The organism is Streptomyces sp. NPDC054872, assembly GCF_053610705.1.
Window position 1 is genome coordinate 163,437 of the sequence record NZ_JBSGYY010000001.1, and the last position, 13,417, is coordinate 176,853.

Consider the following 13,417-nt stretch of genomic DNA (forward strand, 5'->3'; position numbering starts at 1 on the left):
GTATCGGGGGGATCTTCGTTTATCCACACGCAGGACAAAGTTCGCGGTATTCCGTCCGTACCTATTGGCGCGTGGCAAAAAGAGGTCTAGCTTCGTCCGCGCCTGTTGCTGTGACCGACGAGGGGTGGGTGTACTCATGCGGCTCACACCGCATCAAGAGCCCTTGGCTGTAAGAGGGTTGAGCAGAGCCAGACGCAGACCGAACCGCAACGACCGGAACCGGAGCCGCACACGCCGCGCCTGGGCCGCCGCCCTGATCTCCGGGGTCATGGTCACCGGCGCGCTCTCCACACAGGCCGCCACCGCGCGGCCCTATCCCGAGCCACCGTTGACAACGATGTCCCTGCCGTCGCCGCCCGGCCAGGCGAACGTGCGTGTCCTCGTCTTCCACGGGTCGGCGGCGGACGGCGACGAGTCGCCGGTCGTGAACGCCGGCATCGAGGCCATCGAGAAGATCGGGCAGTCCGGCCCGACCGCCCAGCGGTTCAAGATCGAGGCGACGGACGACCCGGCGGTCTTCACGAACGAGGCCAAGCTCGGCAAGTTCAACGCGATCGCCTTCCTGACCGGCGGCGGTGACGTCCTCGACCCCGAGCAGGAGGCGGGCCTCGAGGCATACATGGAGGCCGGCGGCGGCTTCCTCGGCATCCACGACGCGGCGCGCGCCGAGCCGTACTCGACCTGGTTCACCGGCCTGATCGGTGCCCGCCCGGCCGATTCGAGCCCGACGAACGTACAGCGCGCCACCGTCGAGGTCGGCGACCGGGAGAATCCGGCCACCAAGGACCTGCCCCTCGAGTGGAAGCGTCCCGACCAGTGGCTGAACTGGACCAAGAACCCGACCGGCGAGGTCCACACCGTGGCCCGCGTCCGGGAGTCCACGTACCAGCCCGGTGAGAGCAAGAACGGCGCGGACCACCCGATCTCCTGGTGCCGTGACTACGACGGCGGGCGCGCCTTCTACACCGGCATGGGCGGTACGGCGGCCTCGTACGACGAGACGGACTTCCGCCAGCACCTGCGCGGCGCCCTGAACTGGACGACCCGCATCTCCCGCGCCGACTGCAAGTCGACCATCACCGCCAACTACAAGGCCTCGCGCCTGACCCAGCCCAACCAGCCGGGCCAGAACGACCAGATCGGCGAGCCGCACGGCCTGGTCACCGCGCCCGACGGCCGCGTCTTCTACATCGGCCGCGGCGGCGCCGACTCCTCCCAGCCGGTCGTCACCGACTGGAACAACCCGGACATCGGCAAGGGCAAGGGCGAGATCCACGTCTATGACCCCAAGACGAAGAAGACGACCCTCGCCGGAGCGCTCACCATCTTCGGCAACAAAGGCGGCGGCGATGAGCTGATCAAGGTCGAAGAAGGCCTGCTCGGCATCGAGCTGGATCCGAAGTTCGAGCAGAACGGCTGGGTGTACCTGCACTACACACCCCACTCGAAGATCAACCGCGAGACGCACATGGCCGAGCGCTACGTCTCACGCTTCACGCTCGACCAGACCACGAACAAGCTGGACCTCGCCAGCGAGAAGGTCCTGCTCAAGTGGCCGGTGCAGATCCACAGTTGCTGCCACGCGGGTGGCGGCATGGCCTGGGACTCCAAGAACAACCTCTACATCGCGACCGGTGACAACAACTCGTCGGGCTTCAGCAACGGATACTCGGGCAACAACCCGGAGCCCAACTTCAAGGGTGTCTCCTTCGCCGACGCGCGCCGCACCGCGGGCAACACGAACAACCTCAACGGCAAGATCCTGCGCATCCACCCGGAGGACGACGGGACGTACACGCTTCCCTCTGGCAACCTCTTCACCGGCAAGGAGCCGGACGAGGGCGGCGGCAAGACGCGTGGCGAGATCTATGTGATGGGCGTCAGGAACCCCGCGCGCATCTCCATCGACAAGAAGACCGACACGCTCTACGCGGGCTGGGTCGGCCCGGACGCGGGCGCGCCGTCGACCACGTGGGGCCCGGCGAAGTACGACACGTTCGCCGCCATCACCCACGCCTCCAACCGCGGCTGGCCGTACTGCATGGGCAACAACCAGCCCTACCGTGACCGCAATCTGCCGGACCCGACGAAGCCGCTCGGCTGGTACGACTGCAAGAACCTCAAGAACGAGTCGCCCAACAACGACGGTCTGGTCAACATCCCGCCGGCCGAGCCCAACAACATCTGGTACTCGCCACAGGGCGGCGGCGTCGACTACCCGCGCGACGCGAAGGGCGTCCCGAGCTACAAGACGGAGGAGCAGAAGATTCTCCTGCCGTGGCTCAAGGGTGGCGGCCAGGCCACGATGAACGGCCCGGTCTACCGCTTCGACGCGTCCAACACCAGCGCGGACAAGTGGCCTTCGTACTGGGACGGCAAGTGGTTCGTCGGTGACTTCTACGACGCCGACCAGCCCCGGCACGCGGTCCTGACCGATCCGAAGACGGTCGGCAGCGGCGGCCTGCCCACGCACGCCGAGTCCCTGAAGAAGATCATTCCGATCGGCAACGACGGCATCAAGAACCTCATGGACTGGAAGTTCGCTCCCGACGGCTCGCTGTACGTACTCGACTACGGCCGTGGTTTCTTCACCTCGGACTCCAAGTCGGCGCTGTGGCGCGTCACTTATTCGGGCGGAGCGGCCACGCCGGCCGCCAAGGACCTCGCAAGGAAGGCCGGATGATGCGGGCGGTACGCAAGCGAAGACTCTGGACGGCGCTTCTCGCGTCGCTCCTGATGGTGCTCGGCCTGACCTCCACGGCGGCGAGCCAGCCCGACAACCCGGGCCGTGCCGCGGCCCAGACCTTGACCTGGACCGCGGACAACGCGATCGACAAGTACGCCTCCGCGCCCGCCACGGCGGTCGCGGGCGCGACGACGATCGTCTTCGAGAACAGTGAGGCGACCGGCAACAACACCGGCATGCCGCACACGCTGACGTTCGACGTCTCGGACCCCGAGTACAACAACGACGTACCGCTGAACATCCTGGCAAACCCGAACGACGACCAGGGCGGCAAGCACACGGCCGAGGTCACCCTGACGCCCGGCCGGTACCGCTACCACTGCACGATCCCCGGCCACGGCTCGATGCAGGGCATCCTCGTGGTGACCGAGGGCGGCGGCGAGGACACCACCGCTCCCGAGACGGCCGCCAAGGTCGAGGGGCAGACCAACGCGGATGGCGCGTACGTCGGTTCCGCCACCGTCGCGGTGACGGCGACCGACGCGGGTTCGGGCGTCGACAAGACCGAGTTCGCGGTCGGCGCGGACGGCGCCTGGCAGCCGTACACGGCGCCCGTGGTCGTCGACCAGGTCGGCACCCACAAGATCCGCTATCGCGCGAGCGACAAGGCGGGCAACGTGGCGGCGGAGAAATCCGTCGACTTCACGGTGGTCCCGCCGTCGACCGACGACAAGACGCCACCGGAGACGTCGGCCACCGTGACCGGCGAGAAGAACGACAAGGGCGAGTACCTCGGGATGGCCACCGTCACCGTGACGGCGTCCGACACCGGATCCGGCGTCAACAAGATCGAGTACGCGGTCGGCGACGGCGGCGAGTGGACGGCGTACACCGCGCCGGTCATGGTCCACGCGGCGGGCGCGCACAAGATCCGCTACCGGGCCTCCGACAAGGCGGGCAACCAGGCTGCGGAGAAGTCCGTCGAGTTCACCGTGGTCACGCCGCCGGTCGAGGACAAGACGCCGCCGGAGACCTCCGCGAAGGTCGACGGGACCAAGAACTCGGACGGCGCGTACGTCGGCAAGGCGAAGGTCTCGGTCAGCGCGACCGACGCCGACTCCGGTGTCGACAAGGTCGAGTACTCCCTGGACGGCGGCCCGTATCTCGCGTACGCCGACCCGGTGGTCGTCGACCGCGTGGGCCGGCACACGGTGGCCTACCGCGCGAGCGACAAGGCGGGCAACACCTCGGCGGCCAAGGACGTCTCCTTCACCGTCGCGGAGGGCGGCGGGGTCCCGGCCCCCAACTGCGCCGAGTTCGACGAGCGGCTCACGGTCATCGTCGGCACGGTCGACACGGGCATCCCGAACCGCGTCACCAACAACCGGTGCCGCATCAACGAGATGATCGAGGACGAGAAGGAGTGGACCTCCCACGCGCTCTTCCTGAAGCACGTCAAGAGCGTCACGGACAAGCTCCTGAAGGCCGGTGAGATCGACCAGCGCGAGTACAACAAGATCAACAAGGCCGCCAAGCAGTCCGGCATCGGCAAGCCCGGCCAGACCGAGGGTTACCGCAAGATCTTCGACGGCACCCAGGAGTCCCTGAACAAGTGGGAGCAGGTCGGCGGCGGCAAGTTCGGCCTGAACCCCGACGGTTCGATCACCAGCAGCACCACCGTCGAGGGCATGGGCATGCTGTGGTTCCCCGAGCGCAAGTACGGCGACTTCTCGCTGAAGCTGCAGTGGCGGGACGACGCGCCGGGCAACGGAAACGCCAACGGCGGCGCCTTCGTGCGCTTCCCGCAGGTCCACGACCACCCGGAGGAGTCACGTCCGGAGTGGGTCGCCATCAAGTACGGGCACGAGGTGCAGATGCTCGACCGGCCTGACGGCGACATGTACAAGACGGGGTCGATCTACGGCTTCGACCGGGTGGGTCTCGGCGGCGCCGGGGTCACCCCGAAGGGCACGTGGAACGACTACGAGATCAAGGTGGTGGACCAGCACTACTCGATCTACCGCAACGGCGTCCTGATCAACGAGTTCGACAACACGGGCGGCCAGGTCTTCACGCCGCCGCGTGGCGACGACCCGGGCACGGACGGACGGCGTTACTCGTCCGGCTATGTCGGGCTCCAGGTGCACGGGGTCACGGATGTGATCTCGTACCGGGACATCAGGATCAAGGAGCTGTGATCGCCTCCTGACAGGTCCGGTCTTCCCCTGACCGGACCGGCTTCGGCCCCCGCACCCCGTCAGCATTCCTGGGGCGCGGGGGCCGTCGGCTTTCCCCGTGGCGTCAGTCCTCGTGCCTGGCCCGGCTCGGCTGAACCCGCTTGGGCTCGCCCGGCATCTTCGGGTACTCCGGCGGATAGGGCAGGTCGCCGCTGCCGTGGTCCCGTTCGTCCCGGGCGGCGAGTTCGAGGAGCGCGTCCAGGGTGAAGGCGTGCTTCTCCATGTCCGCGTGCACGTCGCCGAGCCGGGTGAACCGCTCCGGCATCGTGCCGATGTCGAAGTCCTCGGGCACCGCGTCGTCGATCTCGTCCCAGCTCAGCGGCGCCGAGACGGGGGCGTTCGGCCGGGGGCGCACCGAGTAGGCGGAGGCGATGGTGCGGTCGCGGGCGGCCTGGTTGTAGTCGACGAAGATCCGCTCGCCCCGCTCCTCCTTCCACCACGCGGTGGTGACCTGGTCCGGCATGCGGCGCTCCAGCTCGCGGCCACAGGCGATCACGGCACGCCGCACCCCGGTGAAGTCCCACCGCGGTTCGATCGGCACGAAGACGTGCAGGCCGCGACCGCCGGACGTCTTGGGCCAGCCCTGGAGGCCGTACTCGTCGAGAACGGCACGCAGCTCGTGCGCGGCGCGGACCGCGTCGGCGTAGTCCGTGCCGGGCTGGGGGTCGAGGTCGATGCGGAGTTCGTCGGGGTGGTCGGTGTCGCCGCGCCGCACCGGCCAGGGGTGGAAGGTCAGCGTGTTGAACTGGGCGGCCCAGACGACCGCGCCGACTTCCGTGGGGCACATCTCCTCGGCGGTGCGGCCGCTGGGGAAGGCGATGGTGGCCGTGGGGATCCAGTCGGGGTGGCTCTTGGGGACGCGTTTTTGGTAGAAGAACTCGCCGGCGACGCCGTCCGGGAAGCGCTGGAGCGTCGTGGGGCGGTCCCGCAGGGCGCGCACGATCCCGTCGCCGACCGCGATGAAGTAGCGGGCGACGTCCAGCTTGGTGAAGCCCCGCTCCGGAAAGACGACCTTGTCCGGACTGGAGAGCCGCACCGAACGCCCGCCCGCGTCGAGCTCCACCGCTTTACCACCCATGCCGCCACGCTAGGCGTAACTGAGGCAAGTCGCATACCGGGCGCAAAGTGTCGTATGGGCCCAGAATCGGAGCATGGATCTGCCGGTGATGCCCCCCGTCAAGCCCATGCTCGCCAAACCCGTGGCGAGGATCCCGCCGGGCATGCAGTACGAGGCCAAGTGGGACGGCTTTCGCGCGATCGTCTTCCGGGACGGCGCCGACCTGGAGCTCGGCAGCCGTACGGGCAAGCCGCTGACCCGCTACTTCCCGGAGCTGGCCGAGGCCCTGCGCGACCGGCTGCCCGGCCGCTGCGTCCTGGACGGCGAGATCGTGATCGCCCGGGACGGCCACCTGGACTTCGACGCCCTCACGGAACGCATTCACCCGGCCGCGTCCCGGGTGCGCACCCTCGCCGAGCGGACCCCGGCGTCCTTCGTGGCCTTCGACCTCCTGGCGGCCGGCGACGAGAACCTCCTGGACACGCCCCTCACCGAGCGCCGCACACGGCTGGCCGAGGCCCTGGAAGGCGTGAGCGCCCCCGTCCACCTCGCGCCTTCGACCCTGGACGCGGAGCTGGCCCAGGAGTGGTTCGAGCAGTACGAGGGGGCGGGCCTGGACGGTGTCATCGCCAAGCCGCTCGACCTGCGGTACCGGCAGAACGAACGCCTCATGTTCAAGATCAAGCATGAGCGCACGGCGGACTGCGTGGTCGCCGGCTACCGCTTCCACAAGAGCGGCCCCGTGGTCGGCTCGATCCTCCTCGGCCTGTACGACGACGCGGGCACCCTGCAGCACGTCGGCGTCTGCGCCGCGTTCTCCATGCGGCGGCGCGCGGAGCGGATCGACGAGCTCGAAGCGCTGCGTCTCGAGTCGGCGGAGGACCACCCCTGGGCCGCCTGGGGGGACGAGTCCGCGCACGAGACGTCCCGGATGCCGGGCGCGCCGAGCCGCTGGACGGGCAAGAAGGACCTCTCCTGGGTGCCGCTGCGCCCCGAGCGCGTCTGCGAGGTGGCGTACGACCACATGGAGAACGGGCAGCGCTTCCGGCACACCGCGCGCTTTCGCACCTGGCGACCGGACCGCACCCCCGACAGCTGTACGTTCGCCCAGCTGGAGGAGCCGGTCCGGTACGACCTGGCGGATGTGCTGCGCTGACGCCACCCCCTAACCGGCGTACTGGCTCTCCGGGCGTGCGAGGCCGTAGTGGTCGCGCAGCGTCGTGCCCGCGTACGCGGTGCGGAAGAGACCGCGCTCGCGCAGGATCGGCACGACGTGGTCGGCGAAGAGATCGAAGTCGCCGGGCAGCCCCGGCGGCATCACGTTGAACCCGTCCGCGGCGCCCTGCTCGAACCACTCCTGGATCTGGTCGGCCACCTGCTCCGGCGTGCCCGCGATGACACGGTGCCCGCGGGCCCCGGCCAGGCGGTGCAACAGGGCCCGTACGGTGGGCTGTTCGCGGTCGATGATGTCGAGGATGACCTGGAAGCGGCTGCCGTTGCCGCGTTCACCGCCGGTCTCGATGAGCTCACGCGGCACGGGACCGTCCAGTTGCTCGGCGGTCAGGCGCAGCCCCAGCATGCGGTGCAGGAGCTGCAAGGAGTACTCGGGCTGGGTGAGTTCGTTGTACTCGTCCTGCAGGGCGCGCGCCTCGGCCTCCGTGGAGCCGATGAAGGGGCTGATGCCGGGCAGGACGAGCACCTTGCCCGGGTCGCGCCCGAGCCCCGCGGCCCGCTTCTTGAGGTCGGCGTAGAAGTCCTGTCCGTTGCGGAGGGTCTGGTGCGCGGTGAACACCGCCTCCGCGTACCGGGCGGCGAAGGCGCGGCCGTCTTCCGACGAGCCCGCCTGTACGTAGACGGGGCGGCCCTGCGGTGTGCGCGGCGTGTTGAGCGGGCCCCGCACCTTGAGGCGCGGCCCCTCGTGGTCGATGGCGTGGATGCGGTCGGTGTCCGCGAAGAGCCCGGTCTTCTGGTCGACGACGAGCGCGTCGTCCTCCCAGCTGTCCCAGAGCTTGGTGACGACGTCGAGGAACTCCCTTGCCCTGTCGTACCGTTCGGCGTGCACGGGGTGCGCGTCGAGGCCGAAGTTCAGGGCGGCCTGCGGGGCTCCGGTGGTGACGATGTTCCAGCCCGCGCGCCCCCGGCTGAGATGGTCGAGCGAGGCGAAGAGGCGGGCCAGGTTGTAGGGCTCGCTGTAGGTGGTGGACGCCGTCGCGATGAGGCCGATCCTTGAGGTGACGGCGGCGATCGCGGAGAGCCAAGTGAAGGGCTCCAGGCGGAATCGGCTCGCGTGGCGGACGTTGTCGGCGAGCGCCGGGCCGTCGGCGAAGAAGACCCCGTCGAAGGTGGCGGCCTCCGCGCGCCGTGCGAGGTCCTGGTAGAAGTCGATGTCCAGGATCCGTGCGGGATCGGACGCATGGTGCCGCCAGGCGGCCTCGTGGTGCCCGCCGGGGTAGACGAAGAGGTTGAGGTGCAGCTCGCGAGGGCTCATGCGACGGCCACCTCTTCCTTGCGGGCGTGCTCGCCGGCGTCGATCCGTGCGGGGTCGGTCCGTGCGGGGTCGCCCTCGGCCGGATCGACCCCCAGTTGCCGCAGCAGCCGCCCCCGCAGCGCCACGTACTCCTGGCTCCCCTGTGCGCGCGGCGCGGGAAGCTCCACCCGTACGTCGGCCGCGATGCGTCCGGCGTCCAGGACGACCACCCGGTCGGCGAGCGCGATCGCCTCGTCGACGTCATGGGTGACCAGGAGCACGGCGGGGCGGTGTGCCTCGCAGAGGCGTCGCAGCAAGGCGTGCATGCGGATGCGGGTGAGCGCGTCCAGGGCGCCGAACGGCTCGTCCGCGAGCAGGAGTTGCGGCTCACGGACCAGGGAGCGGGCCAGCGAGACCCGCTGTTGTTCGCCGCCGGACAGGTCCGCGGGCCAGGCGTCCTCCCGGCCCGCCAGACCCACCTCGGCGAGGGCCGCATGCGCCCGCTCCCGTGCCCCGGCGCCCGTCAGGCCGAGGGCGACGTTGTCCAGGACCCGCTTCCACGGCAGCAGCCGTGCGTCCTGGAAGACCACCGAGACATCACCGGGCGCCGCGAGGTCGCCGCTCCCCTCGACCTCGTGATCGAGTCCGGCGAGCGCCCGGAGGAGCGTGGATTTCCCGGAGCCACTTCGGCCCAGGAGGGCGACGAACTCCCCTGCTGCGATGTTGAGTTCGAGGCCGTCCAGGACTCTTCTCTCGCCGAACGAGCGGACGAGGTTCTCGATGCGGACCGTCAGCCCGCCAATGTGCGTCGCCATGACAGCGCCTTCCTCTCCACGAGCCGTACGAGTGCGTCCGAGACGAGACCGAGGAGGCCGTACACGACGAGGCCGACGATGATGATGTCGGTCTGCCCGTAGGTGCGGGCGAGCTCCATCATGTAGCCGATGCCGCTCGTCGCGTTGACCTGCTCGACCACGACGAGCGAGAGCCACGCCGCGGTGACCGCGAACCGCATGCCGAGCAGGAAGCCCGGCAGCGCTCCCGGCAGGACGACGTGGCGCACGAACCCGGAGCGTGAGAGCCCGACGGTCTCGGCGAGTTCGGCGTAGCGGCCGTCGATCGTCCGCAGGCCGTTGTGGGTGTGGATGTAGACGGGCACGAACACGCCGAGCGCGATGGTGATGACCTTCATCGACTCGCCGATGCCGAACCAGAGGATGAGCAGGGGGATCAGCGCGAGCGAGGGGATGGCCCGCTTGATCTGCACGGGTCCGTCGATGATGCCCTCGCCGATCCTGCTGAGTCCGGCGGTGATCGCCAGCGCGAGTCCGGCCGCGGTGCCGAACAGCAGCCCGAGGGCGGCGCGTTGGGCGGAGGTGGCGAGGTTCGACTGGAGCCGCCCCTCGGCGATCAGATCACCGGCGGTGCTCACCACGGTCCAGGGCGCGGAGAGGTTACGGGCGTCGATGAATCCGGCGGCCGATCCAGCCGACCAGAGCGCGAGCAGCAGCAGGGGGCCGATGGCCCAGCCGTACGGGATGGGCCTGCCGGGGCCCAGCCTGCGGCGGCGCGGCTTGCGGCGGACGCCGGCCACGGGCTCGGCGTGTGGGGCGGTCTTGGTCAGAGCGGGGGCCTCGGCGCTCATGTTCCCTCCCCCGCACCGGATTTGACGGCATCCGCGGCAACCGATTCGTAGCGTCGGTCGAAGAGGACCTCCGCATCGAAGGTCTCCTTGCCGGTCTCCTTCGCGAGCAGGTCGACGGTGTCCTGCTGGCGCGCGATGGCGGCGGTCCAGTCGGCCGGGATGTCCGGATGGCCGATTCCCTTGACCAGGTACTCGCCGTCCGCGCGGGTCAGGCCCTGATCCTTGACGTAGTAGCCGGCGATCCACTCGTCGGGATGTTTGTCGGCCCACTCGGCGGCGCGTGCCCAGGCCTTCACGAACTCCCTGATGGCCGCGGCCTTCTGCGGGTCCTCCACCGACTCGGTCGGCACCCACAGGTGCCCGGGATCGTCCCGCAGGCCGTGCTGGATGGTCTTCGCGCCGTCCTTGCCGTACTTCGCGGGATAGCGCTTGATGTTGACCCCGCCGAGGGGCGCCGCGTCGACCTGGCCGTTGCCGAGGGCGGACGGGTAGACGTCGCCGGTGCTCGGCAGCTCGACGAGCTCCACGTCGTCCTTGGCGAGCCCGGCCTTGGCGAGGATGCGCAGGACCAGGGCGCCCTGCGCCTGCCCCGGGCTGTAGGCGATCTTCTTTCCGCGCAGGTCCTTCAAGGTGTCGATGTCCGCGCCGGGCGCGATGCCGATTTCGTACGTGGGGTGCTTCAGCGGGTCCTTCCGGAATTTCGCGGCGACCAATTTCGTGTCGAGTCCCGTCCAGTGGGCGTGAATGGACGGGATTTCCGCCGCCGAGCACACGTCGAGGGAATTCGCCCGGAATGCCTCTGAGCACTGGGGGCCGCCGCTGATGTTGGCCCATTTCACCTTGAAGGGCAGCTTGTCGAGCTGTCCGGAGAGTTTCAGGGCGACCTGGGATTCCGGCGCCCCGATGGTGAGGGTGGTGTTCGGATCCACCTTCGCCGGGATTTTGGCGGAGACCTGCTTGGCGTCGACGGTCGTGGTCGACGTGGCGTTGTCTGCGCAACCGGCCAGGAGCAAGGGGACGATGAGGGCAGCGCCGAGCGCCGCCCGTATATGTGTGGGCATGAGTTCTTTCCCGGAGTGCGGACCTACACGGCAGGGGAAGACCGGCAGGAGATTTCCCTGCGGCTTCCCACGAGGAAACGCGCGCTGCCAGGTGCGCCGCTGTGCGCGGCGAAACCTGCGTTCCTGAGGTCAGCTACACAGAGCGGCGGCCACGCGCATCAGATCAACAGCGCGCCGCTGCTTGAACCGCCGGGATATTCGCATGGCGTCGAAACTAACCACGGCATCAAGAGAGGGTCAAGCCATCGCGCCCGCACCGGCTTTGCGGAAACGCAGCCTTCGCACTCCGGCCATACGCACGTCACACCACCCCGCGGTGCCCCGTCACCACCGTGCACGGAACGCAATCGCGCCAATGTTCGCGCCCGTGACCTCGTGCCGCTTCCGCCCCGTGAGTGCCATCCGTAAGCTCCTGCGCCTGACACGGGAGTTACTTACGGTAAGGGGGCCGACGCATGGGGTACTCGGGAGCTGCGGGCAGCACGAGGCGGACGTTCGTCGCGGGGGCGGCCGCCGCGGGCGGCGTGGCGGCGCTCGGCGCGGGGGCGCTTCCGGCGGCGGCCGCGGACCGGGCCCCGCGGGCGGATCCGGCGAAGATCTCCGTGGCCGTGCTCGGTGGCGGCGTCGCCGGACTGACCGCCGCGCACGAGCTGGCCGAGCGCGGCTTCGCCGTCACGGTCTACGAGCGCAGGGCGCTCGGCGGCAAGGCCCGCAGCATGGACGTACCGGACAGCGCGAAGGGCAACCGGAAGCCGCTGCCGGGCGAGCACGGGTTCCGGTTCATCCCGGGGATCTACCACAACCTCCCGGACACGATGCGCCGCATCCCCTTCCCCGGGAACGCGAACGGCGTCTGGGACAACCTCGCGGCGCCGCGCGAGATGTCGTTCGCGCGCACCGGACGCGAGGACATCCGGATGCCGATCCCGTGGCCGGGCAGCGAGCCGGAGAAGCTCACCCTGGACGACATCGCGCGGGCCCTGACCGCGCTCCTCGACACCGCCTTCAACCTGCCCGCGCACGAGGTCGCGTACTTCGTGAACCGCGCCCTGGTCTTCCTCACGAGCTGCGACGAACGCCGCGACCGCACCTGGGAGTCGATGCCCTGGTGGGAGTTCACGCGCGCCGCGAAGATGTCGAAGGACTACCAGCGCATTCTCGCGATCGGCGTCACCCGCAACATCGTCGCCACCAAGGCCGAGGAGGCGAGCACCCGCACCGTCGGCACGCTCGGCGAGGCCTTCGTCTTCAACGCGCTCGGGCAGGGCGCGGACGGACCGCCGGACCGGCTCCTGAACGCGCCGACGAACGAGGCGTGGATCGACCCCTGGGTGACCCATCTGAAGTCCCTCGGCGTGGAGTTCAGGATCGGCTGGAGCGTGCGCCAATTGGGCTTCGCGGACGGTCGCATCTCCAAGGCCGTCATCGAGGATCCCGACGGCGTACGCCGCGACATCACCGCCGACCACTACATCCAGGCCATGCCGGTGGAGCACGCGCGCGAGACCTGGGGCGCGGAACTGAGGTCGGCCGACCCGCAGTTGGCGCGCTGCGACAAGCTGGAGACGGACTGGATGACAGGAATCCAGTTCTATCTGACGGAGCGTCCGCCCACCGTCAAGGGTCATTTCAACTGCATCGACTCGCCCTGGTCGCTCACGGGTGTCGCCCAGGCGGGCCACTGGCCCGACCGCGACTTCGCGGCGGACTACGGCGACGGTGTCGCGGTCGAGTGCCTCTCCGTGGACATCTCCGAGTGGGACAAGCCGGGGATCCTCTACGGCAAGACCGCCAAGCAGTGCACACGTGACGAGGTCGCCAAGGAGGTGTGGGCGCAGCTCAAGGCCGCCCTCAACGACACCGGCAAGGTGGTCCTGAGCGACGGCAAGCTGCACTCGTGGTTCCTCGACCCCGGCGTCGACGGCATCGGGACGCCGGATCCGACCAACGAGGACGAGCTGCTCATCCACCCGGTCGGCACCCTGCACAACCGCCCGTCGGCGGCGACGAAGATCCCCAACCTCTGTCTGGCGGGCGACTACGTGGCCGTGCCGATCGACCTCGCGACCATGGAGGGCGCCAACACATCGGCGCGCCAAGCGGTGAACGCCGTCCTGGAGAGGGTCGGTTCGGATGCCGAGCCCTGCACGGTGACCTCCTTGTACCGCGCTCCGGCGATCGAGCTGCTCAAGCGCCACGACCGCACCCGCTACCGGCTCGGCCTGCGCAACGCCCTCGATCTGGGCTGAGAGCGGGAAAGCAGG

Annotated in this window: 9 protein-coding genes; 4 read left to right on the plus strand and 5 right to left on the minus strand. The window is 69.3% G+C overall.

Annotated elements, in window-relative coordinates:
- Positions 1-136 precede the first annotated feature (136 nt).
- Together ACWGIH_RS00700 and ACWGIH_RS00705 are read left to right on the plus strand one after the other, a co-directional pair.
- Positions 137-2,683 (plus strand): ThuA domain-containing protein, encoded by a 2,547-nt coding sequence (locus tag ACWGIH_RS00700; RefSeq protein ID WP_453443992.1) that lies wholly within the window; start codon positions 137-139, stop codon positions 2,681-2,683.
- A complete protein-coding gene (locus ACWGIH_RS00705) occupies positions 2,683-4,884 on the plus strand; it encodes an OmpL47-type beta-barrel domain-containing protein (RefSeq protein WP_453444055.1) in 2,202 nt (733 codons plus the stop codon). Before ACWGIH_RS00700 ends, ACWGIH_RS00705 begins: the two co-directional genes overlap by 1 nt.
- Before the next feature lie 103 nt (positions 4,885-4,987).
- Here the strand turns inward: ACWGIH_RS00705 and ligD are convergent, their stop codons facing one another.
- On the minus strand, positions 4,988-6,001 hold the full coding sequence (gene ligD, locus ACWGIH_RS00710) for a non-homologous end-joining DNA ligase (protein ID WP_453443990.1): 1,014 nt from the start codon (positions 5,999-6,001) through the stop codon (positions 4,988-4,990).
- A gap of 73 nt (positions 6,002-6,074) precedes the next feature.
- Here ligD and ACWGIH_RS00715 point away from each other — a divergent pair, with 73 nt between their 5' ends.
- On the plus strand, positions 6,075-7,136 hold the full coding sequence (locus tag ACWGIH_RS00715; RefSeq protein ID WP_453443988.1) for an ATP-dependent DNA ligase: 1,062 nt from the start codon (positions 6,075-6,077) through the stop codon (positions 7,134-7,136).
- Positions 7,137-7,145: 9 nt separating this feature from the next.
- Here the strand turns inward: ACWGIH_RS00715 and ACWGIH_RS00720 are convergent, their stop codons facing one another.
- The 4 genes from ACWGIH_RS00720 to ACWGIH_RS00735 are packed head-to-tail and all read right to left on the minus strand — an operon-like array spanning position 7,146 to position 11,153.
- Positions 7,146-8,468 carry an LLM class flavin-dependent oxidoreductase gene (locus ACWGIH_RS00720; RefSeq protein ID WP_453443987.1) on the minus strand — a complete coding sequence of 441 codons (1,323 nt, stop codon included), beginning with the start codon at positions 8,466-8,468 and terminating at the stop codon, positions 7,146-7,148.
- Positions 8,465-9,262 carry an ABC transporter ATP-binding protein gene (locus ACWGIH_RS00725; protein ID WP_453443985.1) on the minus strand — a complete coding sequence of 266 codons (798 nt, stop codon included), beginning with the start codon at positions 9,260-9,262 and terminating at the stop codon, positions 8,465-8,467. Before ACWGIH_RS00725 ends, ACWGIH_RS00720 begins: the two co-directional genes overlap by 4 nt.
- On the minus strand, positions 9,238-10,092 hold the full coding sequence (locus ACWGIH_RS00730; RefSeq protein WP_453443983.1) for an ABC transporter permease: 855 nt from the start codon (positions 10,090-10,092) through the stop codon (positions 9,238-9,240). Before ACWGIH_RS00730 ends, ACWGIH_RS00725 begins: the two co-directional genes overlap by 25 nt.
- Complete coding sequence (locus ACWGIH_RS00735) at positions 10,089-11,153, minus strand: ABC transporter substrate-binding protein (RefSeq protein WP_453443981.1); 1,065 nt, start codon at positions 11,151-11,153, stop codon at positions 10,089-10,091. Before ACWGIH_RS00735 ends, ACWGIH_RS00730 begins: the two co-directional genes overlap by 4 nt.
- A 455-nt stretch (positions 11,154-11,608) precedes the next feature.
- Here ACWGIH_RS00735 and ACWGIH_RS00740 point away from each other — a divergent pair, with 455 nt between their 5' ends.
- Entirely contained in the window at positions 11,609-13,402 is a 1,794-nt protein-coding gene (locus ACWGIH_RS00740) for a hydroxysqualene dehydroxylase (protein WP_453443979.1), read from the plus strand.
- Positions 13,403-13,417: the final 15 nt, after the last annotated feature.